General features: G+C 51.3%; 26 protein-coding genes. 17 read left to right on the top strand and 9 right to left on the bottom strand.

Annotated elements, in window-relative coordinates; all coding sequences use genetic code 11:
- Nucleotides 1–100: 100 nt before the first annotated feature.
- Nucleotides 101–1069 carry an SDR family NAD(P)-dependent oxidoreductase gene (locus ACE5KN_RS14735; RefSeq protein ID WP_375523895.1) on the bottom strand — a complete coding sequence of 323 codons (969 nt, stop codon included), beginning with the start codon at nucleotides 1067–1069 and terminating at the stop codon, nucleotides 101–103.
- Nucleotides 1070–1111: 42 nt separating this feature from the next.
- Nucleotides 1112–1873, bottom strand: a complete 762-nt coding sequence (locus ACE5KN_RS14740; protein ID WP_375523896.1) for an SDR family NAD(P)-dependent oxidoreductase — start codon at nucleotides 1871–1873, stop codon at nucleotides 1112–1114.
- A gap of 241 nt (nucleotides 1874–2114) precedes the next feature.
- On the opposite strand from ACE5KN_RS14740, the gene ACE5KN_RS14745 reads away from it, so the two are divergent.
- A complete protein-coding gene (locus ACE5KN_RS14745; protein WP_375523897.1) occupies nucleotides 2115–2726 on the top strand; it encodes a TetR/AcrR family transcriptional regulator in 612 nt (203 codons plus the stop codon).
- A gap of 181 nt (nucleotides 2727–2907) precedes the next feature.
- On the opposite strand, the gene ACE5KN_RS14750 is transcribed toward ACE5KN_RS14745, so the two are convergent.
- Nucleotides 2908–3789: a DMT family transporter gene (locus ACE5KN_RS14750; protein ID WP_375523898.1), complete on the bottom strand. Its 882-nt coding sequence runs from the start codon at nucleotides 3787–3789 to the stop codon at nucleotides 2908–2910.
- 319 nt (nucleotides 3790–4108) lie between these two features.
- Here ACE5KN_RS14750 and ACE5KN_RS14755 point away from each other — a divergent pair, with 319 nt between their 5' ends.
- Nucleotides 4109–5011 carry a LysR family transcriptional regulator gene (locus ACE5KN_RS14755; protein ID WP_375523899.1) on the top strand — a complete coding sequence of 301 codons (903 nt, stop codon included), beginning with the start codon at nucleotides 4109–4111 and terminating at the stop codon, nucleotides 5009–5011.
- Here the strand turns inward: ACE5KN_RS14755 and ACE5KN_RS14760 are convergent, their stop codons facing one another.
- Nucleotides 5012–5890: an EamA family transporter gene (locus ACE5KN_RS14760; RefSeq protein ID WP_375523900.1), complete on the bottom strand. Its 879-nt coding sequence runs from the start codon at nucleotides 5888–5890 to the stop codon at nucleotides 5012–5014.
- A gap of 178 nt (nucleotides 5891–6068) precedes the next feature.
- Here ACE5KN_RS14760 and ACE5KN_RS14765 point away from each other — a divergent pair, with 178 nt between their 5' ends.
- The 8 genes from ACE5KN_RS14765 (at nucleotide 6069) to ACE5KN_RS14800 (ending at nucleotide 14517) form a co-directional block, all read left to right on the top strand.
- Complete coding sequence (locus ACE5KN_RS14765; protein WP_375523901.1) at nucleotides 6069–7304, top strand: aminopeptidase; 1236 nt, start codon at nucleotides 6069–6071, stop codon at nucleotides 7302–7304.
- Between the two features lie 83 nt (nucleotides 7305–7387).
- On the top strand, nucleotides 7388–8422 hold the full coding sequence (locus tag ACE5KN_RS14770; RefSeq protein ID WP_375523902.1) for an agmatine deiminase family protein: 1035 nt from the start codon (nucleotides 7388–7390) through the stop codon (nucleotides 8420–8422).
- Between the two features lie 76 nt (nucleotides 8423–8498).
- The gene (gene aguB, locus ACE5KN_RS14775) at nucleotides 8499–9374 is read left to right on the top strand and encodes an N-carbamoylputrescine amidase (RefSeq protein WP_375523903.1); all 876 of its coding nucleotides are present in this window, start codon (nucleotides 8499–8501) and stop codon (nucleotides 9372–9374) included.
- Between the two features lie 259 nt (nucleotides 9375–9633).
- Complete coding sequence (locus tag ACE5KN_RS14780; RefSeq protein WP_375523904.1) at nucleotides 9634–10899, top strand: MFS transporter; 1266 nt, start codon at nucleotides 9634–9636, stop codon at nucleotides 10897–10899.
- Nucleotides 10900–11129: 230 nt separating this feature from the next.
- Complete coding sequence (locus tag ACE5KN_RS14785) at nucleotides 11130–11735, top strand: TetR family transcriptional regulator (protein WP_375523905.1); 606 nt, start codon at nucleotides 11130–11132, stop codon at nucleotides 11733–11735.
- A 35-nt stretch (nucleotides 11736–11770) separates the two neighbouring features.
- Nucleotides 11771–12451 carry a YqeB family protein gene (locus ACE5KN_RS14790; RefSeq protein WP_375523906.1) on the top strand — a complete coding sequence of 227 codons (681 nt, stop codon included), beginning with the start codon at nucleotides 11771–11773 and terminating at the stop codon, nucleotides 12449–12451.
- Nucleotides 12448–13380 (top strand): LysR family transcriptional regulator, encoded by a 933-nt coding sequence (locus tag ACE5KN_RS14795; RefSeq protein ID WP_375523907.1) that lies wholly within the window; start codon nucleotides 12448–12450, stop codon nucleotides 13378–13380. The genes ACE5KN_RS14790 and ACE5KN_RS14795 overlap by 4 nt, the downstream gene beginning before the upstream one ends.
- A gap of 15 nt (nucleotides 13381–13395) precedes the next feature.
- On the top strand, nucleotides 13396–14517 hold the full coding sequence (locus ACE5KN_RS14800; RefSeq protein WP_375523908.1) for a 5-methyltetrahydropteroyltriglutamate--homocysteine S-methyltransferase: 1122 nt from the start codon (nucleotides 13396–13398) through the stop codon (nucleotides 14515–14517).
- Here ACE5KN_RS14800 and ACE5KN_RS14805 read toward each other — a convergent pair.
- Entirely contained in the window at nucleotides 14514–15449 is a 936-nt protein-coding gene (locus ACE5KN_RS14805; RefSeq protein WP_375533098.1) for a DNA-3-methyladenine glycosylase family protein, read from the bottom strand. The two genes, ACE5KN_RS14800 and ACE5KN_RS14805, sit on opposite strands and share 4 nt — an antisense overlap.
- Nucleotides 15450–15737: 288 nt before the next feature.
- Here ACE5KN_RS14805 and ACE5KN_RS14810 point away from each other — a divergent pair, with 288 nt between their 5' ends.
- Entirely contained in the window at nucleotides 15738–17558 is a 1821-nt protein-coding gene (locus ACE5KN_RS14810; protein ID WP_375523910.1) for an assimilatory sulfite reductase (NADPH) flavoprotein subunit, read from the top strand.
- A gap of 36 nt (nucleotides 17559–17594) precedes the next feature.
- Nucleotides 17595–19322, top strand: coding sequence for an assimilatory sulfite reductase (NADPH) hemoprotein subunit (gene cysI / locus ACE5KN_RS14815; RefSeq protein WP_375523911.1), 1728 nt, complete (start codon nucleotides 17595–17597; stop codon nucleotides 19320–19322).
- Between the two features lie 66 nt (nucleotides 19323–19388).
- Here the strand turns inward: cysI and ACE5KN_RS14820 are convergent, their stop codons facing one another.
- The gene (locus ACE5KN_RS14820; protein ID WP_375523912.1) at nucleotides 19389–20507 is read right to left on the bottom strand and encodes a mandelate racemase/muconate lactonizing enzyme family protein; all 1119 of its coding nucleotides are present in this window, start codon (nucleotides 20505–20507) and stop codon (nucleotides 19389–19391) included.
- A 268-nt stretch (nucleotides 20508–20775) separates the two neighbouring features.
- Between ACE5KN_RS14820 and ACE5KN_RS14825 the strand changes: the two genes are divergently transcribed.
- The 5 genes from ACE5KN_RS14825 to gerPC all read left to right on the top strand — a co-directional run bounded on the left by ACE5KN_RS14825 (nucleotide 20776) and on the right by gerPC (nucleotide 22670).
- Nucleotides 20776–21006, top strand: a complete 231-nt coding sequence (locus tag ACE5KN_RS14825) for a spore germination protein (RefSeq protein WP_375523913.1) — start codon at nucleotides 20776–20778, stop codon at nucleotides 21004–21006.
- Nucleotides 21006–21269 carry a spore germination protein GerPB gene (locus tag ACE5KN_RS14830; protein ID WP_375523914.1) on the top strand — a complete coding sequence of 88 codons (264 nt, stop codon included), beginning with the start codon at nucleotides 21006–21008 and terminating at the stop codon, nucleotides 21267–21269. Before ACE5KN_RS14825 ends, ACE5KN_RS14830 begins: the two co-directional genes overlap by 1 nt.
- Before the next feature lie 82 nt (nucleotides 21270–21351).
- On the top strand, nucleotides 21352–21525 hold the full coding sequence (locus tag ACE5KN_RS14835; protein WP_375524018.1) for a spore germination protein GerPD: 174 nt from the start codon (nucleotides 21352–21354) through the stop codon (nucleotides 21523–21525).
- A gap of 3 nt (nucleotides 21526–21528) precedes the next feature.
- A complete protein-coding gene (locus tag ACE5KN_RS14840) occupies nucleotides 21529–21897 on the top strand; it encodes a spore germination protein GerPE (protein ID WP_375523915.1) in 369 nt (122 codons plus the stop codon).
- 173 nt (nucleotides 21898–22070) lie between these two features.
- Nucleotides 22071–22670 carry a spore germination protein GerPC gene (gerPC, locus tag ACE5KN_RS14845; protein ID WP_375523916.1) on the top strand — a complete coding sequence of 200 codons (600 nt, stop codon included), beginning with the start codon at nucleotides 22071–22073 and terminating at the stop codon, nucleotides 22668–22670.
- On the opposite strand, the gene ACE5KN_RS14850 is transcribed toward gerPC, so the two are convergent.
- From ACE5KN_RS14850 to erm, 3 genes are all read right to left on the bottom strand, one after another.
- Complete coding sequence (locus ACE5KN_RS14850) at nucleotides 22649–23020, bottom strand: YmaF family protein (RefSeq protein WP_375523917.1); 372 nt, start codon at nucleotides 23018–23020, stop codon at nucleotides 22649–22651. The genes gerPC and ACE5KN_RS14850 overlap by 22 nt on opposite strands.
- Nucleotides 23021–23027: 7 nt before the next feature.
- A complete protein-coding gene (locus ACE5KN_RS14855; protein ID WP_375523918.1) occupies nucleotides 23028–23459 on the bottom strand; it encodes an Hsp20/alpha crystallin family protein in 432 nt (143 codons plus the stop codon).
- Nucleotides 23460–23581: 122 nt separating this feature from the next.
- Nucleotides 23582–24442 (bottom strand): 23S ribosomal RNA methyltransferase Erm, encoded by an 861-nt coding sequence (gene erm / locus ACE5KN_RS14860; RefSeq protein ID WP_375523919.1) that lies wholly within the window; start codon nucleotides 24440–24442, stop codon nucleotides 23582–23584.
- Nucleotides 24443–25069 lie beyond the last annotated feature (627 nt).

The following is a 25069-nucleotide window of genomic DNA, read 5'->3' on the forward strand; positions in this document are numbered from 1 at the left end:
TTTGCTAATTAATAGTATAAAACCAAAAATGGTATGATGATGGATCGTCAGTGCATTCAGTAAGTCAGAGTGATCAACTTACCGTGTGCGCGGGTAACCTTCACGACGCAGCGCTTATCATTTCCTCGCTTTTCACCCAAAGCCGTTCGGCTTTGTTAGCGTCGAGCGCATATGACCTTACGCCGTCGGCAAACGGGTTGGGTGTGTCATCGATCGGTGCGACCGCGCAATCTTCGAGATAACGTCCGCCGATTTCGTCTTTGTCAGCGACGACTGCGGCCCAGACCGACGTTGCGGCTGCCTGCGCAATTTCTTTGAGCTCCGCTGGGGGAAGACCCGCTTCGGCGCGAGCTTTGCCGGCGGACTCGAAAAGACCCTGCAAGTCTTCCTGCGAGAAATGGCGCGGGAGATCGGTAAGACTATTCCCGGGCATCACCGCGGCAGCGCGGATGCCACGATTGCGATGCCGCTTATCGAATTCCACTGCGAAGAGAGTAGTGGCCGTTTTCGATCGGCCATAGGCGACAAATGGGTCATATGCCTGCTGCTCGAAATTCGGATCGTCCAGGTCAACATCGGCGGCGCGATGAGCTTGGGATGACAGCATCACCAAACGCCCGTTATCGGCGAGCAGCGGCTCGATCCGATTGATCAAAGCGAAATGACCAAGATAGTTCGTCCCGAACTGGACTTCGAAGCCGTCGACCGTCCGACCGAACGGGGTTGCCATGATGCCAGCGTTGGCGATGATGGCGTCGAACTGCTGGCCGTCGGCCAACAGTTTATCCGCGCAGGCGCGAACGCTTTGCAAGGATGCGAGATCGAGCTCAATCAGCTCCAAGCTGCCGCCTCCTTGCGCCGCGGCGTCAAGGACCGATGCAGTGGCCACCTCGGCTTTGGCGAGGTCTCTGACCGTGCCAACGACGCTGGCGCCGTGAGAGACCAGTGAGCGGGCGGTTTCGAGGCCAATGCCTGATGATACACCTGTAATGAGAAATCGCTTTCCCTTGAGATCAACGCCGGAAAGCATCTGATCGGCAGTTGACTTTGCACTGAATTTCCCTGTCATATATTTTCTCCTTAATTTCGTATTTATTAACTCCAAACGGGTTTAGATTCCGATACCACCGGCCACATTGATGGTCTCACCGGTGATGTAGCCTCCATGTGGTCCGGCGAGGAAACAGACAGTCTCTGCCACCTCTTCAAGGGTTGCAAAGCGACGGATCGGATGCATGTCCAGGAAGGTTTCAAGGGGGGGAAGATGATCGGCCACGTCCTTGTTCATGTCGGTGGGCATGGCGCCCGGCTGCACGACATTCACAGTGATATTACGGGGACCGAGGTCACGCGCGATGCCCCTCGCATATCCGGTGATCGCCGCCTTCGTTCCGGCGTAGTCGGCGACCCCTCTTAAGGGCACGCGTTCGCCGAGTAGAGAGCCGATAAAAATAATGCGGCCTCCGTCCGCCAGTTTGGGTGCAGCAGCGCGGGTATTTGCGATCGATCCCATGACATTGACCTGCCACTGCCGATTGTATTTTTCTTCGTCTAAGCCGGGATCATCTACCATATGGCCCTGGATCGCGATGCCCGCGTTGTTCACGAGGATGTCGAGCTTGCCGAATTCGGCAATCACCGAGTTAATCAGGGGCTTGGCGGAAGAAAGATCCGCTTGGTCACTTTGGATTGCCAATGCACGAACTCCCTTAGCCTTCAGCTTCTCCACGACAGCCTCCGCCTTTTCAGCCGAAGCAGCGTAGCTGATCGCAACATCCGCTCCGTGATCGGCAAGCGTTTCAGCCATAACGGCACCAAGGCCGCGTGAGCCGCCCGTAATGAGGACAGTCTTGCCCTTTAATGATTTTTGCACAAATATAACCTCCTTTAATGATTTCTGCATGATAGAGAACCATTTTGTACCTGGCCGAACGCCTATGTAATGGAAATTGGCAACATTTCATAACGACCATTACAGTAACGGATGTTACACAATTTATTGCGTACTGTCAAGCGGTCTATCTCCTTGCCCGAAGGATTGGCAGTGATCTGTAACGTGTGTTATGATAACGTATATTATGAAAATTGGACATGAAGGCGAGATGATCTGACTGATGGGACGTAACCGCGAGTTTGATGTGGATCAGGCACTGGAAGCGGCACTTAGCGTGTTTTGGCGCAAAGGCTACGAAGGCGCGTCGTACACCGACCTGACGCAGGCCACAGGTGTCGAACGACCCGCGCTCTACTCGGCGTTTGGCAACAAGGAAGCGTTGTTCCGCCAAGCGCTGGAGCGCTATTACGAGCAATACCTGGATTTCTTCCCGGCGGCGCTGGAGCTGCCGACCTCACGGGAGGTGGCCGCACACATCCTCCGCAAGGCGGCCGAACTGCATACCCGTTACCCGGATCACAAGGGGTGTCTGGGAATCCACGGCGCCTTGGCTGGCTCGGACGATGCCGAACCTATTCGGCGTGCCCTGATTGATGCGCGTGCGAACGGAGAGGCGTCGCTGCGTGATCGCTTCGAACGGGCAAAGCAGGAGGGAGATTTGCCGGAGACTGCTAACTGTGCTGTGTTAGCTGCATACGTGATGGCAGTGTCCCACGGAATGGCTGTTCAGGCCAAGGCCGGTTTCAGCCGCGACATGTTAGAGGCTGTTGCTGAGCAAGCGCTCTCCACGTGGCCTACCGGAAGTTCCACACTTTCGGGAAAGTCATCCTAAACCTTAGTGCAGAAGAGCAGGGACGCATGGGATGAACCGCTGGCTGAGGGTGAACTGTTTCTGTTGAGCATTACACGCTTTACGGGCGCCAGCCAACATTTTGTTTTTTTAAAGTGGAGGTGCCCCGGGTCAATGAATCTTTCGAGGCAGCTCCATCATAAACACAATTTTGTTGCAGGCTTCAACCTGTATGAGCCTGCGCTCGAGTACCAGCAGAATTTGCAGGCTGATTGGCTATGAATACCCCCATCAGGATAATCCCGGCGCCGATATAACCTTGCAGCCCCATGATTTCATTCAGGAAGGCAAAGGCGAATATGGCCGAAAAAACCGGCTCAAGCGAGAACAGGAAGCCCACACTTTCAGGGGTGGTATATCTCTGAGCAATCGATTGCATGACAAACCCATAAGCGCTGCATATCAAGGCCAGGCCAAGCACGGCCACCCAGTGAACGGGAGTTGACGGCAGTACAGGCTGTTCGAAAGCCAGCATTCCAACCGACGCAAACAAGGCAGCAAACCCCAGCTGATAAATGCCCAATTGCAGCGAATCCACTTCACGCACAAATCGGTTTGAAACGATAATATGAATGGCATACATCAGCGCGGCGACCAGGCAATAAACCGAGCCGATATCGAGAGCAAAACGGTCCCCGCTGGTCAGTAATAACAGCCCGGCAGATACGACGATCACGCCGAGCATGATTTTGGAATGCGGCAGCTTGCGGGTGATGATGGCCTGAAGGATGGGAACCATGATCACCGTCGTGCTGGTCAGGAAGCCGGCCGAGGAAGCGGTGGTGCTTTTCAACCCATACAGCAGCCCGGTAAAAAGGCCGCATAATAGTGCGCCGCAAACGGCGCTGTACTTCAAAGTCTTCACATCAACCTTTCTTATTTTAGGGAAGAAGACAAGAGCAGTTACAAGGAAAGCAATGCCGCATCTCAGCGCAGTCATGTTGAATGGGGGAATTCCTTGAACGCCCAGCTTCATTAATAGGTACGATAACCCCCAGGCTAAGGATACCGTTGCTAAAATCCAGTTCGCTTTCTTCTGAGTCATGATGTCCACCTTTTAGAGGTAGTTCAAAAAGTCATCTTTTGATCACGAAGGAAGTCAAGAAGCGGACTCGACATCGAATCTTGAATTCAGCCGGGACTTCCGGTGCTCACGTACCCAAAAGTACGCTCCGCTCCTCAGTCCCAGCTTCATCCAATCTTCTCGGTGCTGAAAACCTGACTTTTTGAACACACACTTTTAGTAAAATAATTGCAGCGTCTTAATGCAGCATCTTGAATCCCATCTTAGCCAAAGGTAGTATATAAGAGAAGCGAATATATATGATGCTGAATATTACATTTTCTAATATGGCGGTGCCTGAGTGAAAAGATCTAAATACGAGGTATTTGTAAAAGTGGTGGAGTTCGGGAGCCTGTCACGAGCTGCAGATTACTGCAACTACTCCCAGTCTGCGGTTAGCCAGATTATCAGCTCTCTGGAAAATGAGCTTGGCATCAAGCTGCTCAACCGGAGCCATGCCGGGGTCTGGCTTACATCGGACGGGGAGCAGCTGCTGCCGTATATCCGGAATTTGAGCAGTGCTCATCATGAGCTGTCCGATAAAGTGTTTGAGTTGCTGGGCATCGAAAGCGGGCTGATCCGGATCGGCTCTTTTTCCAGTGTTTCCTGCCATCTGCTGCCGCCGATTCTTAAAGATTTTAGAGCAATACGCCCGAATATCAGGTTTGAGCTGCTGCAAGGGGATTATCGCGAAATTGAGCAGTGGATTGCGGACGGGACGGTCGATTTCGGGTTTGTGGTACAACCCGCCTTGAAAGAGTTTGAGATTATTCCCATCTGTGAAGACAGAATGCTGGCAGTTCTTCCTGCAACGCATACATATGCGAATCATGAGCTTGTGCCTTTGCAGCTTTTTGAGCAGGAGCCCGTTATACTGCTGGATGAAGGCACGAAAAAAGAAGTGCTGGAGATGTTCCGCAAGCATCATATGAAGCCCCGCATCGAGTATCGCTCGGAGGATGATTACACCATCATGTCCATGGTGGAAAACGAGCTGGGCATCAGCATACTGGCTGAGCTGGTCTTGAACAGAAATCCTTACCGTATTGTCGGCAAGGCAACGAATCCCGGCTTTTCAAGGAAAATAGGCATTGCCATCAAAAATAAAAGCCAGGCGTCCATGGCTGTCCGCTGCTTTCTTGATTATGTCGTGGAGAATAAGGAGCGCTATATCATGAGTCCCTTAAAATACTCCGCCAGCTGATTAACTTCCGAACAACCGCATGACCAAAATACCCGCAAATGCGGTAACCAGCCCGGCTGTTTCCAGCCTGGTGAACCGGTCCCTGACCACGAAGCGCGTATACAGCAGAATGATGACCACATTAAGCGCGGCAACGGCCGACACGAGGCCTGCTTTACCATTATCAAAGGCGGTCAGGATCAGTACCATGCCGACTGCATTGGTGATGCCGATACCCATGCCGATCAGGAAAGTTTTTTTAGCCGACCAGGCAGCTTTGTGCCCGGAGAGCATCACAGGTTTGGAAGCCTGCTTCCTGTAATCCAGCAGGCTTCCCGCTCCAAAGCAAAGCGTCCCGGTAAAGAACATGAAAACCAGCGTTGGAAACATGGGCGCTTGGAGCAGGGTAGACCATTTGCCCGTTAAATCATTTCCCGCAAAGAGAACGAGCGCAATCAGTCCCCACTGCGCCCCCTGCAGGTTTTGTAGCGAGATATCATTGGAATACCTGACCAGGAGCACACCGCTGACGATGATCATGAAGGCGATAAACTGCATCAGATTAAGCCGCTCACCCCAAATAAAATAAGCGCCAATCACCACCAGCACCGCCGGCAAGGCTGTGAGAATGGCGACTACGGAGGCTTTTCCGACCTTGAAGCCCTGGAAGAGGCTTGCATTGGCTACGAAGGAGAAGAGACCCATCTGGATACCGACGAGGGCGGAAGCAGTCCAGTCTTGTTGATATACCAGGCTGCAGACCAGACTGATCAATCCGCCCATAAAAAAAGTGCCGCAGAGCAGCATGTTGCGCTGGGCGGATTGCTGGCTTGTCCAGTGGTACAATATTCCGCGCAGTCCGAAGCATATGGCGGAAAGCAGAGCAAAAATTAGCCACATTTGAGTTGAAACCCCTTTCTGTACCTAAATAGTAATCAATTCATGCCGAACCGGCAACCATATCTTGGGTGGTTATTGTATCTGTTTTTTTGAGTAATCGCTTTGCAAGCGTACCGATACAGGCGTATGATGGAAGGCGGCGGTTTACATTTTACATAACAGGAGTGTGTGCAAGATAATGAAGGATTTCGACAATTTGCTGGAACAATACGCCGAACTGGTCGTGAAGGTGGGAGTGAATGTCCAGCCAGGCCAGGTGCTGATGGTGACTTCGCCGCTCGAAACGGTGGAATTTACGCGGCTGATCGTCAAGAAGGCTTATGAGGCGGGAGCCAAATACGTGCAGGTTGACTTTGAAGATGAACAGATCGTCCGCAGCCGCTATGAGTATGCCGATGACAGCACGCTCGATTATCATCCGGCCTGGAAGGCGGAAATGCTGGAGAAGTTTGCCGAAGAGGGCGGGGCCACATTGACGATCCGGGTGCCGGATCCGGAGCTGTACAAGGGAATTGATTCGCAGAAGGTCGCCCGTTCCACCAAAGCGGCAGCCCAGGCAAGACGTGCTTTTGCCGATTATACGCGCAACAGCAAAATCAGCTGGTGCCTGATCAAGGCGCCGACCAGGGCATGGGCCAACAAAGTATTTGCCGATATTCCCGAGGAAGAGCGGATCAGTGTCATGTGGGACACCATTTTCAAAATGAACCGTGTCGACGGCGGGGATGCCGTGCAGAATTGGCATGAGCACCTGGGCCGTCTCATGGAGCTGCGGCAGAAGCTTAACGGCAAAAGATACAAAAGCCTCCATTATCGCGCGCCCGGCACGGATTTGCATATCGAGCTGGCCGAGGGGCATATTTGGCACGGGGGAGCAAGCCAGACCCAGGATGGGACCTCTGTTGTACATAACATGCCGACGGAAGAAGTATTTACAATGCCGAAGCGGGACGGTGTAAACGGATATGTGACCAGCACCATGCCGCTGAATTTGAACGGCCGGCTCGTGGACCACATCCGCTTTACCTTCAAGGATGGGAAAGTAACGGAATTTACAGCCGGATCGGGCGAAGAGCATCTGGCAAGTCTGCTTGCAACGGATGAGGGAGCCAGTTACTTGGGCGAGGTCGCCCTGGTGCCTTATGATTCTCCGATTTCGAATTTGAACCGGATCTTCTACAATACTGGCGTTGACGAAAATGCCTCCTGTCACCTGGCTTTAGGCAGCGCTTATCCGACCAATATTGAGAACGGAACGCAGATGAATAACGAAGAGCTGCTGCGGCACGGATGCAATGTCAGCCTGATTCATACCGACTTTATGATCGGCTCCGCCGAGCTTGATATTGACGGCGAACTGCCGGATGGAAGCATCGAGCCTGTTTTCCGCAAAGGGAATTGGGTTATTGATTGAGTCGGAGGTCAACTTATTGTATTATGTTCTAGGTGCCCGCGGAGCGGGTGATCACATTCTATTGTAAAGCGAGCCTATAACTTATGAATTCAACCCATTTGAACTATACCATGCCGCCTGAATGGGCTCGGCATGAAAGAACTTTTATATCCTGGCCGGTACGTGAGTCCATGGTATATCCAGATACACATCCCGCCGTATGTGATGGTTATGCGGAGATCGTGCGCGCCATGGCGGAATTCGAGCCTGTGACGGTCGTTGTGAATCCGGAGGACTTGGAAACCGTGCAGAAGTTCGGATTTGGGCCGCAAGTCGAGCTGCTGCCCATCGAACACAGCGACGCCTGGCTGCGGGATAACGGACCAACCTTTGTGAAGAACGATAAGGGAGAGCTGGCCGGAATCAACTGGAGATTCAACGCCTGGGGAGGCAAATACGCCCCTTGGGATCTGGACGATCAGCTTGCGCCCCGCATTCTTGAGAGGCTGAACGTTCCCCGTCTTGATGCGCCTCTTATTATGGAAGGCGGCTCCATTCACGTGGACGGTGAGGGCACATTGATTACGACGGAGGAATGCCTCCTGAACCCGAACCGGAATCCGGAGCTGTCGAAGGCGGATATTGAAGAGTATTTGCGGAAATATACCGGAGTCAGCAAAATTATCTGGCTGAAAAGAGGACTAAGCGGCGACGAGACGGACGGCCATGTCGACAATATCGCCTGCTTTGCTGCTCCGGGTAAGATTCTGATCCAGGTATGCGATGATCCGTCAGACGAGAATTATGAGATTTCCCGCGAGAACCTGGAGATATTGCGGCAGGAGACGGATGCCAAGGGAAGAAAGCTTGAGATTATTCCCATCCAGCAGCCGCCGCAAAGAATGCATGAAGACAGCCGTTTAACGCTGAGCTATATTAACTTTTATTTTGTAAATGGCGGAATCATCCTGCCTGTTTTCGGCGGCGAGGCGGAAGAGACCGACCGTCAGGCTGCACAGCGGCTGTCCGAGGTGTTCCCTGACCGGAAAATCCGTACGGTAGACGGCATGGCTGTCATTAAGGAAGGCGGAAATGTGCACTGCACCACCCAGCAAATGCCGGCTGCCGGAACTGTGTAACAGATTATCCGATATCCGTTTTGGTTAATATATCAACATGTATTGTGGGGGAGCCCATTCTGAGGAGGATAAGTGCTTGAGAAAAGTAAAAGTAGCGGCTACACAAATGAGCTGTTCAGCCAACATTGACGAGAATATAGCGAAAGCCGATAAGCTGGTAAGAGAAGCGGCGGCGCAGGGCGCTCAGATTATTTTGCTGCAGGAGCTGTTTGAAACCCCGTATTTCTGCCAGAAGGAGAAGGCCGATTACTTTGCTCTGGCTACGGAATTGGAGGCCAACAAAGCGATCAGCCATTTCAGAAAGGTCGCCAAGGAATTAAAAGTGGTGCTGCCGATCAGCTTTTACGAGAAAAAGAACTATGCTCGCTATAACTCTCTGGCCGTCATTGATGCGGACGGGGAAGTGCTGGGCAAGTACCGTAAAAGCCATATCCCTGACGGGCCGGGTTATGAAGAGAAGTTTTATTTCAATCCGGGGGACACTGGCTTCAAGGTGTGGAATACCCGCTACGCCAAAATCGGGGTAGGCATCTGCTGGGATCAATGGTATCCTGAAGCGGCGAGAGTGATGACACTGATGGGAGCAGAAATTCTGTTCTATCCGACTGCCATCGGTTCTGAACCGCAGGATTCTGCCATTGATTCGAAGGATCACTGGCAGACTGTTATGCTGGGACACGCAGCGGCCAATCTGATTCCAGTAGTGGCGTCCAACCGAATCGGTGTGGAAGAGGACGATGATTCGAAAATTACGTTCTATGGTTCCTCCTTTATCGCGGGTCCGCAGGGGCAGAAAGTTGCCGAGGCTGGTCGTAATGAGCAGACCGTGCTTACAGCGGAATTTGATCTGGACGAATTGGAAACCGGGCGGATTGAATGGGGCATTTTCCGGGATCGCCGCCCTGATTTGTATAAACTGATTGCTACGTATGATGGCGAGCAAAACGTATAAATGAGCCAAGGGGTTGTCCCAAAAGGTTATGAATCATGACCTGAGGGCAGCCCTTTTTTAATGCCGACTGGAAAGCATTGATGTGCCCCTTTTATGGAATGGTGAAATTAATCCATAATTTTATATCGCTAAATGCGGTCTGGCTTTTTTCTTATATTGACTTGTTTGTGGCCGGGAGTAGAATGAGTGGAGAAAGTACCATCGTGGCAGTTGCTGACTGTCGAAGGAGTGCATTTCCATCGCTAACCCAGTACATCCAGTGAAACGTCCTTTTCGTCCGCGGCGGCGCGGAAAGCTTTCGGAGCAGCGCAGGCAGATTCGGATCGCCACCTGGGAGGGCGTGCCCTCCACCATATTTCAGGTGCTTCTGGGCGGTCCGTTTCTTACCGGATTTCTGCTCTATCTGGGAGCCAATTCGAGTCAAATCGGTTTTGTATTGGCTGTCACCACATTGGTAAATATTACGCAGCTTGGTGTTGCATACGGCATCCAGCGCATTCGCAGCCGCCGGACGGCCCTGATATGGTTTATTGCTGTACATCGTTTATTATGGGCGGGAACGGGGCTTATCCCGTTTTTGTTTCCCAGGGATGTATGGGTTACTGTGTATATCGTGACATACACTATAGCTTTCATGGCGAACGCGGTTTCCGCCATGCTGTGGACTTCACTCATCAGCGATCTGATACCGGCCAAGGTGCGCGGACGGCACTTCGGGATTCGTAATACCGTGCTGAATGCCTTAAGCAGCATCTGTCTGTTTGCGGGCGGCATGCTGCTTGACCGTTATCCTGGCGGGGAAGGTTTTTTGCTGCTCTTTATACCGATCTGGATATGCGCGGTTGCGAATATCGTCATCTACTTTTTCTATCCGGATTTACCTTTTGAACGATCAAAAGAAACCGCTTTCCTGCCCATGGTCCGCAAACCCTTGCTGGATTCCGGGTTTATGAAGGCTGCCTGTTTTCTTGCCGGCTGGCTGCTCATGCAGACGCTGATTGTACCGCTTTATTCTTATGCCATGCTTGAGTTAATGCGGCTCAGCTACAGTACCGTTTCTGCCTTAACGGTGATCCAGACCGTTGCCATGATGATCAGCTTCTACGTATGGGGCAACCTGAACGCCCGCTACAGCAACAAAAAGCTGCTCTTCTGGACACTGCCGTTAATCGCAGGCTCCTGTATGTCCTGGGGGATGCTGTCGGTACTGCCGGCGCTGCCGGTGCTGGTCGTGTCCCACATTTTGCTCGGAGCCGGGATAGGCGGCTTCAATCAGCTGGCTTTTAACTTCACCATCGGCGATACGCCCAAGAGTGAACGGCCGATGTATGTGGCCATGTATTCGGCGTTAACCGGTCTGACCTCTTTTCTCGGACCGCTTGCAGGCGGAGCCGCCTATCAGTGGATGAAGAGCTGGCCCCCGGCGATGGACTGGTTTGAATTATTCGGATTTCCGGCATGCATTGGCGTGCTGATGCTGGTTATGGCTTTCACGTTAGGAAAACGTATTCTGACCACAAATTGATGGGCTAAAGCAAGAAACTGCTGGGCTCCTGCCATTACTGAATTGAAAAAAAGGTCAAGAACAGGATCAAAAATACCTCTGTTCTTGACCTTTTTGTCTTTCATACCCGCTTTTTTGCGATTAAACCGGAGATTTGACATCAATGAAAAACACGGTATAATTCTGATTAACCATTCAATAAATTTACACTTGATCAATTTATTGATCATTCGATCAAAGAGAGGTGCTTTATGGAAGGCAAACAGTCCTTTATTGCTGAAGCAAGAAGGGAACAAATCATTAAGGCAGCGATTGAAGTCCTTGGCGAGGTGGGATATGTCCATGCAAGTCTGTCCCAAATCGCCAAAAAAGCCAAAATCAGCACTGCGCTTATTTCTTATCATTTCACCGGCAAAGAAGACTTGATGAACAATACGCTGGTGTATTTGACCGAGCTGGAATGGTCCTATATAAGTGACAAAGTCGGGCTGAAGCCGACTCCTTCGGAAAAATTAGCCGCATTTATTGAGGTAAGTCTGGACTATCAGGCCGCTCATCGTCTAAACAACCTTGCTTTAATAGAAATTGTTTTTAATGCACGGACACCGGATCATGTTCCTTATTACAAACTGGAAGATGACGTGGAGGAGGATTTGACATCTAATCTGCTGCAGGAGATCCTGCTCCATGGACAGGAAGCGAAAGAATTCGGTGATTTTAATCCTCAAGTGGCATCCACAGTGATAAAAGGAGCCATTTCCGAGTCCATATTATCCTCGCACAAAAAAATGGATTCTATGAAATATAACCAAGAGCTTGCCGAAATGATCATGAAAATGGTCAGACGAGAGGGATAGAAGATAGAATCTCAACTGACTGGGAGGCCGGAACTATGGGAGAAAACAGAACGATTTTAGGAATAAACAAGTTCGAAAAATCGCTTATCCTTGTAATTTGTACTATACTGGGAGCTATCATTGGATGGTATTTGCCTGTTATTGCGGATTGGGTGTTAAAGCTGCCGATTATTCCTATGGAACAATGGGTACGTTTTATTTCCTCGCTTGATCATTTCTGGGTTTCTGTGATTGCCGCAGCGGTTGGCATCATTGCAGGTCTGATTTTTTCTTTGGTTGTGTTTCACGAGAGCCTCACAGTAACAGTATCGGATCATCAATTGGAGCTGGTCTTAGGGGACGAGGTAAAGACCTTCAAGCGGGAAGATATTTATGCTGTTTATATGGAAAATAAAAATCTGGTAGTCCTTGGACAAGACAGTCAGGAGCTGTACCGTGAAGTGCTGGAAGCAAAGCTGGATACTGTAAGGCAGGCATTTTATCTTCACGGCTACCCATGGATGGACGAGGATCCTTTCGCCGATCATTATCAAAGGTGGGTGGAAGGTCACCCTGATTTTCCGCCACCGGTAAATGCGCTTATGCGTGCCAGGGAACGGGCATTAAAAGAAGACAAAAAAACCGCAAAATATTTACGTGAGGAGCTTGCGGAATTAGGCGTTGTTATTCGGGACGAAAGAAATGGTCAATTCGCCAGGAAGGGGGGAATGGATTGACACTTCAACAACTGCGGTATGTGATCGAAATTGCAAACTGCGGCTCCATGAGCGAGGCGGCCAAAAGGCTGTTCATATCCCAGCCAAGCCTCTCCAATGCGATCAAAGAGCTGGAGAGTGAGCTGGGGATCACGATTTTTGAGCGCACCAACCGCGGCATCAGCCTCTCAGTCGAGGGGATGGAATTTCTGGGATACGCCAGGCAGATGATTGAGCAGGCTGACTTCATCGAAAACCGCTACAGCGGGAAGCAGCACAGCAGCAACCGTTTTGCCGTGTCTACCCAGCATTATGCATTTGCCGTGGACGCGTTTGTGATGCTGATGAAGCAGAGTGAATTGAGCGACTACAGCTTTCATTTGCGCGAAACGCAAACCTATGAAATCGTGGACGATGTCAAAACTCTGCGCAGTGATTTGGGGATTTTGTATATCAATGAACGCAATTCGAAAGTGTTAAACAAGCTTTTCAGTGACGGAAGCTTAAAATTCACGCCGCTTTTTAATACACACCCGCATGTATTTATCCGTGCAGGCCATCCTCTGGCGGGCAATAAGACGATTTTGCTTGAGGATATCTCTCCTTATCCTTTCATTAGCTTCGAGCAGGGAGACAATAATTCACTGCACTTTGCAGAGGAGATGGTGGTAGCCGCCCGTATCGATAAAAGCATCAAAGTTAACGACAGAGCCACCTTGTCCAATCTGCTGACAGGCACGGACGGATATACGATAGGCACAGGTCTTCTGGCCTCGGAGCTGGACGGAAATTCCATCATCACACTTCCGGTGGAAAATGGCGAAATGTTTACGGTCGGCTGGATAACGCATAAAGAAAGAAAGCCCAGCCTGATTGCATCAGCCTATATTGATCTGCTGAATGATTTGGTTTCCAGGCATTTCTTTAGTATTAATCACTTCTTACTTTAGTCCAGGAGGAACTATATGCCAATATCTATTACAGGGAGCAAGCGAAATACACCGCCGTTTCGGTATGATATCGTCGGCAGCTTTCTTCGCCCTGAAAGTCTGAAAGAGGCGCGCCGCCGTTTCGCAGAAGGAGAAATAACAGAACAGCAGCTGCAAGATGCGGAAAATGAGGAAATCGCCAAGCTGGTCAGCATGGAAAAGGAGATTGGACTGCAGGCCGTAACGGACGGCGAATTCCGTCGTTCCTGGTGGCATCTTGATTTCTTTCTCGGGATTCAAGGTACCCGGAAAATTTTGCTCAACCAGGGAGCCGGACGGCCAGAAGCAGGGTCACGGGCGGAATCCTTTCAGATCATGGATAAAATCTCCTTTGACCATCATCCCATGGTGGAGCATTTCAAACAGCTTCATGCCTTGGCAGGAGCTACGGCAGTTGCGAAGATGTGCATTCCTTCTCCGTCGCTGTTCCATTTCGTCCAGTATTATAACGGAAATGCAGTGTATGCCGATCAGGAAGAGCTTTACCGCGACATCATCAAAGTGTACCGGTCAGCCGTTCAAGCCTTCTACGATGCGGGCTGCCGTTATCTGCAGCTGGATGATACCGCATGGGGCACGCTGTGCAGCGAGCGGCACCGGGAGCACCTGCAATCGGTTGGCATGGACCCTGACCGGCTTGCCGCAGATTATGTGCGCCTGATCAATGAAAGCATTACGGATAGGCCACAGGATATGGTCATTGCACTGCATGTGTGCCGCGGAAATTATCAATCCACCTGGTTTGCGGCAGGAGGGTATGAGCCTATTGCCGAGCAGCTGTTCTCGCAGGCGAAGGTTGATGCTTTCTTCCTGGAGTATGACAATGAGCGTGCGGGTGATTTCCGGCCTTTGCGCCATATCCACGATCAATTCGTTGTCCTCGGGCTGGTCACGACCAAGCATGGGGGGCTTGAAAGCAAGCAGCAGCTTAAGGAAAGAATTGCCGAAGCCGCTCAATACGTAGACATAGAGAAGCTCTGTCTTAGTCCGCAGTGCGGCTTTGCCTCGACTGAGGAAGGCAATTTGCTGTCAGAGGAAGAGCAGTGGGACAAAATCCGGCTTGTAATTGAAACGGCAAATGAGGTCTGGACCGACTAATACAGCACCCTCCACAAATAAAAGGTGGCATAAGCTTCCCAAGGTGCCCAGTTGGCGGACAGCTGCAGCAGCTCCTGCCTGGTCGGTTTGCGTTCAGAGCCGAGCAGCGCTTTTACGGAGTTATGCAGCCCTACATCATCAATTGGAAAAGCCGACGGGAAGCGCAGGCACCTCATCAATACATAATTGGCCGTCCAGGGGCCGATGCCGCGGATGGAGGTCAGCATTCGCTCCGCTTCTTTGATGCTGCCTGCTCGCAAGAGCTGCTCCTTGTTGAGCTGTCCGTTTGCGATCAGGCGGGCTGTTTCAATAAGATATTCGCTTTTTCTGGCGGTGAAGCCGAGAGGTTTAAGCTCTTCTGCCGTCAGAGCCGCAATCCGTTGGGGGGAGGGGAAAATCCAATATGGCTCCCCTTCATATAATATGGAGCTGCCGTAGGCTTCAACAAACCTTCTTTTCAATGTATAGGCAAATGCAAGGTTGATCTGCTGACCGATGATGCCCCAGCAGACGGCTTCGAACAAATCGGGAATTCCCATGATACGCAGGCCGTAAAACGATTTGGCCGTCTGGCTCAGCAGCGCATCCGATTGGGCCGTCTCGTAGAAAGGGGCAAGGTCTCTATCCAGATCGAACCAATCACGTATGTAAAATGCAATATCCTCTCGAAGCTGACTGCTTATGCCGCCTGATTTCTCCAAAAAGCGGACATGCAGCCCGCCGCTCTTATCCGGACCGATTTCAACCATCACGACTTCCTGTCCTGCCTGAATGGCCTTATACACTTTGCCGTCACGGATCTCCAGCATACATTCATTGGTCGATCTGGAGAGGTATTTCAAGTTCTCCTGAAAGCTGAATTCAACCGGCACATGTACAGCAATGCCATCCGGCAGATCCGTCCAAAGGGGCGTATTCATCGTACTTTCCATTCCTTTCTATGCAAACTCTCTCGTAATTGGCTACACACAATCATAGGAACATATGTTCACATCTATCTTAATATGCAATATGGAGCTTAGCAAGCAAAATTAACCGCGGAGAGATGGAACCTCTTATTGGCCCGGGTCTTTCCTTTTTATCAGCAGAATTGATAAAACATATAAGATGAATATAATTGACCTGTATCGCCTGCTGTGATAGGTTCAATAGAGCGAAAAATAATTTGGATCAAAATACTAGGAATTCATACTACAGCAGCTTTGCGAGGTGGGATATCGTTGGAATTACAAGTAACTAATAGCCCTTTTAATCAGGAACAAGCGGAATTGCTGAACACAGTTTTGCCTACGCTGTCACCGGTACAACGGATCTGGCTGAGCGGATATCTCACGGCTCTTCAGGGTGCCGTGGCTTCGAATACCTCTGCTGAAGCGGTTTCTCAGGCTTCTCTCCCGGCCGCGGCAAGCGTATCCAAGGAGGCCACGGTTCTCTTCGGATCCCAGACAGGCAACAGCAGCGGATTGGCGAAGAAGACGGCCAAGCTGCTTGAAGACCGAGGCTTCCAGGTAACGGTGACCTCCATGGGGGATTTCAAGCCCAATACATTGAAAAAGCTGCAAAACCTGCTGATTATCGTCAGCACCCACGGCGAAGGCGAACCGCCGGATAATGCGATAGCCTTCCATGAATTTCTGCACAGCAAGCGGGCCCCTCAGCTCGAGGAGCTTCGTTATTCCGTACTGGCGCTGGGCGATACTTCCTATGAGTTTTTCTGCCAGACGGGTAAAGACTTTGACAAGCGCCTGGAGGAGCTTGGCGCCAAGCGGATCGTGCCGCGTGTGGACTGCGATGTCGACTTTGACGAACCGGCAGCGGAATGGATGAACCGGGTGGTTCAGGAGCTGGGGCAGGCATCCGCATCGGCGGTCACCCCCATTTCTGCAGGCTCGGCTGTTAGAAGCGGAGTGGAAACGGAATATTCACGGACCCATCCCTTCCATGCGGATGTTCTGGAAAATCTGAATCTGAACGGCCGCGGCTCGGACCGTGAAACCCGCCATATCGAGCTTTCTCTGGAAGGATCCAATCTGCAGTATGAACCAGGAGACAGCCTGGGCATATATCCGGAAAACCACCCTCGTCTGGTGGACGAACTGATCGATGCGATGGGCTGGAAGGCGGAAGAATCCGTCACGCTGAAAAACGGCGACGTACTGGCGCTGCGTGATGCGCTGCTGCGCCATTATGAAATTACGGTTTTGACCAAACCCCTGCTGGAGCAGGCGGCGCAGCTCGTTCCTGACAGCGGAATTTCCAAGCTGCTGGAACCGGGTAAGGAGCAGGAGCTGAGAAGCTATATCGAAGGCAGAGACCTGCTTGATCTGGTGCAGGATTACAGCCTGAGGGGGGTTCCTGCTTCAGCATTTACAGGAATACTGCGTAAAATACCTGCCCGTCTGTATTCGATCGCCAGCAGTCCGAAGGCATTCCCGGATGAAGTGCATCTGACGGTGCGGACCGTGCGCTATGAATCGCAAGGACGGAACCGGTATGGTGTATGCTCCGTACAGCTAGCGGAGCGCGTCCAGCCTGGCGACAAGCTGCCGGTGTACGTTCAGCATAATCCAAGCTTCAAGCTGCCGGAGAATCCGGACGCTCCGGTCATTATGATCGGACCGGGCACGGGCGTAGCTCCGTTCAGGGCTTTTCTTGGTGAACGGGAGGAAACAGGGGCTGAAGGAAAAACATGGCTCTTTTACGGGGATCAGCATTTCAGCACGGACTTTTTGTACCAGGTGGAATGGCAGCGCTGGCTCAAGGAGGGTGTTCTTACCCGGATGGATGTGGCGTTTTCCCGGGACAGCGACCAGAAGGTGTATGTCCAGCACCGGATGCTGGAAAAGAGCCACGACCTCTATCAATGGCTGCAGGAAGGCGCCTATATCTATGTCTGCGGGGATGAGAAGAAGATGGCGCATGACGTCCATGCCGCTCTTGGAACCATCCTGGAGCAGGAGGGCGGGCTGAGCCCGGAGCAAGCCTCGGAATATTTGATTCGTATGCAACAGGAAAAACGTTATCAGCGGGACGTATATTAGACAACAGCCCCCATGATTACGAGAGGAGATGCAAGCATGGCACAAAATCAATTTTATCCGCCGCATGATCGGCCGCACAGCGATGTTGAAGATATCAAGCGCCGCAGCAACTATCTCAGGGGCAGCCTGGCCGAGACGCTGCAGGACCCGATTACCGCGTCCATTCCCGAGGATGATAACCGCTTGATGAAGCACCACGGCAGCTATATGCAGGACGACAGGGATCTGCGAAATGAACGGGCGAAGCAGAAGCTGGAGCCGGCCTATCAGTTCATGCTGCGCGTACGGGCGTCCGGCGGTGTGGTCACTCCCGAGCAGTGGCTGATGATGGACCGGATTGCCCATAAATACGGCAATGGTACAATCCGTCTGACCACACGCCAATCCTTCCAGCTGCACGGCGTATTGAAGTGGAATCTGAAAAATACGATCCGCGAAGTCAATGATGCGCTGCTGAGCACGCTTGCAGCCTGCGGCGACGTGAACCGGAACGTCATGGCCAGCCCGAATCCTCACCAATCCGATATTCATGGCGAGGTGTACGAGTGGGCGTGCAAGGTGAGCAAACATCTGGATCCGCGCACCAGAGCGTACCATGAAATCTGGCTGGACGGGGAGAAGGTCGTGGACAGCCGGGAGCAAGGGGAAGAACAGGAGCCGATTTACGGTGCGGTGTACCTGCCGCGCAAATTCAAGATCGGCATTGCAGTGCCCCCATCCAATGACGTGGATGTATTCTCACAGGATTTGGGCTTCATCGCCATCGTGGAGGACGGCAAGCTGCAGGGCTTTAATGTTTCCGTAGGCGGCGGCATGGGCATGACGCATGGTGATCCGAAAACGTATCCGCAGGTGTCCAAGGTGATCGGGTTCTGTACGCCTGAGCAGATGATTGAGGTCGCGGAAAAAATAGTAACCATTCAAAGAGACTTTGGGGACCGGGCGGTACGCAAGCACGCGCGTTTCAAATATACCATTGATGACCGCGGACTCGACTGGCTCGTACAGGAATTGAGCAGCCGTCTGGGCTGGAATCTTGCGGAAGCGCGCCCTTACCATTTTGACAGCAATGGAGACCGGTATGGCTGGGTGCAGGGCAGCAATGGAAAATGGCACTTTACCCTGTTCATCCAGAACGGCAGAATCAAGGACGAAGAGGGCTACCTGCTGATGACCGGACTGCGCGAGATTGCCAAGGTCCACACCGGCGACTTCCGGCTTACTCCCAACCAGAACCTGATTATCGGCAGCATCGGGCCAAAAAAGAAGAAAAAAATCGAGAAGTTAATCAGTGAATACGGGCTCACCGACGGCATCCATTATTCTGCTCTGCGCAGAAACTCCATGGCCTGTGTCGCTCTGCCGACCTGCGGCCTGGCGATGGCCGAATCGGAACGGTATTTGCCGACACTGCTGTCTAAAATCGAGTCGATTCTGGAAGAGGCCGGCCTGCGTGATGAAGATATTGTGATCCGCATGACCGGCTGCCCGAACGGCTGTGCCCGTCCAGCACTGGCCGAGCTCGCTTTTATCGGGAAAGCGCCTGGCAAGTACAATATGTACCTGGGCGGAGGGTTTACAGGCAACCGCTTGAACAAGCTGTATAAGGAGAACATCGGAGAGGCTGAGATTCTTAAAGAGCTGCGGCCGATCATGAACCGTTATGCCAAGGAACGCCATGAGGGCGAGCGTTTTGGCGACTTTGTGATCCGGGCCGGTTATGTAGAGGAAGTAAACGATGGACGCCAATTCCACGTATCCTGATAACAGAGATAAAGAAGGATATCCACGCCGATGCAGGCGATGGATATCCTTTTTTGCATCTGCTTTTCAGGAATAGACGGCCCCATCCCAGGTATAGAAGCGGATTCTGTCCATATCCGGCTCAACGCCGATGCCCGGCTTTTCCGGCACCTGGCACAGGCCGCCTCTACGTGGTAACACGAAAATGTCATTTAGCGGATTGTCCATGGCGTCCCATTCGACGGGTTCAATGGGTCCGAAGTCGGCTTTGCCACAGGGAGGCAGGCATGCTTGAGCCATGATGGCAAAGATTCTGGATAGCGGTCCGTCATAACTATGGGGAGATACCGCCATACCGAATACCCGCGCAAGCTGCAGTGTATTTCGATAGGCCTCAATGCTGCCGAGATGAACCGGATCAGGATGCAGGTAATCGAGCGCCCTGTTGGTAAGCCAGGGGAGATAACCGCTCGTCTCCCGTATATTTTCTCCACCGGACAGCGGTACAGCCAGCGTGTTTCTGAGGCGGACATAATCTTCCGTTTGATTCAGGGATACAGGCTCTTCGAGCCACATCCAGTTGGCATACGAATCCATCATTTTTTTCCATTCCAGTACAGCGTGGGGCAGATAGCTTTGGTTCGCATCGAGAGCGATCCGGATATTCGAGCCGAAATAATCCTGAATCATGCGTATATGCTGCTGGTCCTCGGCTGTGGATCTTCCGCCAATTTTGACCTTGATGAGATTAAAGCCTGCGATCACTTGTTTTTCCACATCACGCAGCGAGCTATCCTGCCAATCGAGTGCTTCACGATAGGACTGAAAGGAGGCATAGAGCGGTATCTCCGCCCGCTGCCTGCCGCCCCAGTATTCACACAGGGAAATGTCCGCAGCCTTGGCGGCCAGATCGGCAAGAGCCATGCTGACGGCTGCAGCAGCTCTGCGATGCCACCTGGCCACTGTTTTCTCGATCAAGCTTCTGTCCAATATGGTTCGGCCCAGCAGAAACGGAATGATGCGGTCCCGGAAGCCGATGTGAAGCGTTGGCAGCCAATCCGAGCATTCACCCCAGCCGGACAGGCCATAGGCGGTCTGAATACGAATCAGAAAGAGGGAACGGTAGCGTTTATACCCGTTGGCATCCCCATAAGGAACGGGCAGTCTGTAATATAGTGGATAGGTTTCAACCGCTGTAATAATCATGTAGGTCACCTGAATTTTTTCATGAGTTGGGTCGTTCGCCAAAGGAGAACGGTTCCATTATTCCCACAAGGCAGAAAATCATGTGTGAGTATTCATCTTCACGCTAAAATGTGGAACGGTTTGTTCGTTGCATGCAATTCATCAAAAACCGTAACGAAAAGACGCTTAACCCCATATAAATGTAAGGGTTGAAATAATGGTTATTTATCCAAGAGCATAACATCCATCCTAAACACGGGACGAACCGGAGGAAGAAGGTGTCTAGCGCATGCCTGCAATCGTCGGGAACATAAAGATAGTTAGCGTTGGTTCCAGTGGAGTGGTGCAATTTGGCGATGCTCTGGTCATTTCTCCGCAGAGCTCATCGAAAACATTTGCAGGCTCGGGATCTTTCAATACTGGGGATCTTCCAGTTACGAACAACGGCTTGAGTGCGACCCAAACCTTTGATCCTGATGTTATCGATGATGCGATCAGCAAGGGGGGGACCGTGGCTTAATGATAAAAGTACAGCAGACCATTACAATTGGTTGCCTCCGCATCAACGGTATTTCGAATTCTTCCGTGCTGCAAATCGGAACGGCCGGGATCATAAAATCGCTATCCAATCTGTACAATACCGGAGGGTTTACCGGCCCCGCTCCGACAGCTGGTCCAACGGGTCCAACGGCTCCAACCGGTCTAGTTGCTCCGGTTGCTCCAGCTGGTCCAGCTGGTCCAGTTGCTCCAGCTAGGCCGTTGGTCCCTTTTGCCGGCCGATGATCAACCTACACAGTACATATGGTTAAGCCGACTGAGGCCAAGAATGACAAGGGGAAAGGTGTTGAAAAGAGTGAAGGAAAAAATTCGCTTGGATGTGACAAATGATAAAATCCTGGTTGACAACATTAAAATTTTGGGAGTAAGCAGCTCGTCGGTCGTTTTAATTGGGGATACCGGCTCCATTCGATGTTCCTCCATGTTTGATACTCCGCCGGAATCCCTCATTATCGGGCCGCTTGTTCCATTTGCGATGTAGACCATGATACGGACATCTTGTGTCAATCAGTTGAAAGTGAGTTTGGTGATTTATTCCTCTTTTCTTCATGTAGGGGATGTTTGGGGTATCTTTCCCGATTCAAAGGTACTCGCTATACAACGCGAAGTTCCTGTTTTTTGGGGGGATGAGGGAAAGCTGACGAATATACCTCTGTTCGCTCAACCGTTTCCCTACCCCGAAATCAATGAACAAGTCATTTTTACACAAAAAAATAAAAGCTCTTGCATTGGTGTGAACAATATTTATATCGTGGGTCTTTCAACTTCCGCAGGGCTGCAAATCGGCAACACCGTGAAGCTTGACGCCAAGAACCGCACCAAGCATATCAGGCATCTTTTGTCCAAAGATTAACGGTTAAGCGGGCGGTCATTGCAGATCCATGCTGAAGGAGAGTCCGGTAATTCTTTTCATTTTACCGGGCTCAGTTGATCCGTACGACGGACATGCCTTTATGCATCTAATTCATTGCAAGGCGGGCGATGGATTAGCATACGTTGATAAAGAAAGGGAAGGGGGAAGGCCCATTGTCGGGACATTACTCAAATCATTGGCTGGAACAAATCCATCATGCCTTGCGTTGGCAGCATGATAAATTATTTCAATTGGAAAATGAAATTTCGACGCTGAAAAAGCAGCTCCAGGAGCTGCAATCCATACCAAGGCAGCATATCGAAAAAATAGACTACAATTTTGAGCAGTTGAAAGTAGAGAACCTCAACGGCACCCTGATCATCGGAATCAGTCCTACTGATCAAGGAACCGTTGAGGATCTATGGACAGTCGGCAAACATACGGAGGATGTCAATCTTGGTCAGACCCCCGGGAATCCAAGCGATTCAACTTTCAAAACCATTAAAATTGAAGTGCAACGGTACATAGAAGAGGACATCGCCTCCTTGCTCGCCGAGAAAGCAAGCCACCGTAACGTGAACCTCTCGGCCGATCAGCTGCAATCCATCAAGGACGACATGACCCGACAAGTCGAGGACCGCCTAGCCTTTTATATGAGTCAAGGGCAAGCGGGTGCGGATGTTCATGAACAGGTTGAGCGGCGTTTAAAGGATGATCTTCTGCAAGCGACGGATCAATATATCGATTACTTTCACCAACAGGCAGGTTCGTAACCCAAGGGGGGACCGGTTTTCCCCCGAAAATCGTGGCGATGTCGCGGGATATTAAACAGGGTTTTATAGTATTGTCCTTCAAATTCAAACGGCTCGTCATCGACAACGCCGTCAATCATGTGAACATGAGATCCGTCAGGCAATGCGATAGGCGGGCCGGTGTAACCGTCAAATGTATGGAAATGCTGATCCCGGTAAAACGTGATGCCATGATAACGATGAAAGTGCAAATCGCCTGCATTTCCATTAACGGGATACGTAAAAATATAGATGCTATGTTGGTGCCCCAGATTGATGGATGTCAATGCATGAAACTCGTGCGCATGCGCCAGGCCATTCGTCACAAACATGGGGGATTTATTTCCCGTTTTCATTTTCGATAAAGATATCGCTAAAATTTTTGGACTCCGGCAGCTTGGGCAATTGGATTTCCAAAACCCCGTCCTTATATTTTGCGCGGGCTCGTTTGGGATTCACTTGTTTTTTGAGCTGGATTTCCTGTGTCTCGCCGCTCGGTGAAACGATCCGCAGCTTGTTGCGATTCACCGAGACTTTAGTTTGATCAGCTGCAACCTGGTCTGGAACGGGCAATCGGACAATCAGATTGTGGTGTGTTTCGTGAAGGTCACAGCTCATCACGTTTTTTACTTTACCAAAGATAGGAATATTGAAATCGGTTGACATGGATTTTTGAAGCTGTTTTTGAACAAAATCGCCTACCCAGGAGAGATTTCTGTCGTCATTGGCATGTGTAAAGTTTTTCGGCAAAAAAGGAAACCGCTCCAGCATTTCCTTTTCGAAATCCTCCCAGCTCGACAACCCGTCATTATTTTGCATATGGCATCACCTGTATACATAATATGCCTAAGTTTATTCAGCGGAGCATGTTCAAACGGACGATATAACCGTACTTATCTGGAGCTTCTCTTCTTTTTGCCTCGCTTGGGCCAGCGGTAAGGAGGCACTTTCTCGCGCATCGTCTGAAAAATGACGCCCCAATCCCGTTCCCGCAGGGAGCATACAGGTATTCTTCTGTCCAGCTTTAGTTGCAGCAGCAGCAGCTTGATTTGAACGGGCGTGAAAATTCCGGCCAGTACATCGCACACCGGCATTTCCGGATACGCAAGCCCGTATTCCGCCAGACCCTCGAACGCATGCCGGTCCTTGGCTTCCACCCAAGGCGTATTGCGGCGGCGGATACGGAGAATGGCCGCGTCAACGCGGGGCGGCGGTGAAAAATACCTGCGTGGCACAACTTTCACCAGCTCAAGGTCAAACCACATCCGCCATGTGAGCAGCCGAGGGCTGCGGAACATCCTTGAAGTCAGGCCCTTGGCCGCCCCGTGCTGCACAATCAGCACCGCGCCCTGGAATGGCGAGCCGGGTTGGTCAAGCAGCTTTTCCAAAATAGGTGTTGTGATAAAAAAAGGAATGTTGGCGACCACATGAAACGGTTCCTTTGGCAAATACGTGTCCCGGATGTCCTGTTCGATGACGGACACATTGCGACAGGGGGCTGATTTCTGCCGGAGGACCGCCGCAAAGGCGTCATCGTTCTCGACAGCCAGCACTTTGCCTGCCCGCTCTGCAAGCGGCATGGTGATGGCCCCGCGGCCGGCACCCAAATCGAGCACCACGTCGGCGGCAGTGATTCCCGCCAGCTCGATCATTTCATGAATGACCGGTTGATGGTGCAGCAGATGCTGCCCCCTCACTGCGGGTATCTCCGCAATGCTCTGCGTTCCCGCTTTTCGTTGTCGTTGTTTGTGCATGAATGAATCCCTCCGTTACTCAGCGATATAAGATTCCGATCGGCTGAGCTGTGTGGAAGGGAAACGCAGGAAATGTCCGGATTCGCGAACGAGCCAGGCAGGTCACGGACATGCCACGGCATGGGAGCGGAAGATGCGTCGGTTGAAGAGAATACCGCCATGAGCCGGACTAAGGCGCGGTTGATGTCGTTCACAAGGGCAATTATTTCCTGGATATAAAGAAGGTTACCTGTAAAAAAGGGCAGACCTATCCTGAGTTTCTCTGTACACAGCAAAGCCAACGGCTTTTTGTCTTAGCAGCTGTACACCGTGCGAACCCGGATAAACTGATCTACCACACGTAACCCTCCTTATCCTGAAAATCGAAATAGGAAAACCTGAAAACAAGCACAAAAAAACACAGGCTGTCTGCCTGTGTTACTGTTTCGCGGAGAACCTTTGCAAGGGAAAGGAGATACTGCTCCTTCACCGCAGGATACGAGGTCCAATTGGATGAAGAACGACTTCGGCCTGAGCGGCAGGAGGCATATCATCTTCCTATCATATCAGGCACTATATTCTTTATCCATGAGTGGTTTCTTAAAGGCGGGCTGAAAGCTACTTTCTGATATCCATAAGTATTACAGC

The sequence above is a fragment of the Paenibacillus terreus genome (genome assembly GCF_042138595.1).
GTDB lineage: Bacteria > Bacillota > Bacilli > Paenibacillales > Paenibacillaceae > Paenibacillus > Paenibacillus terreus.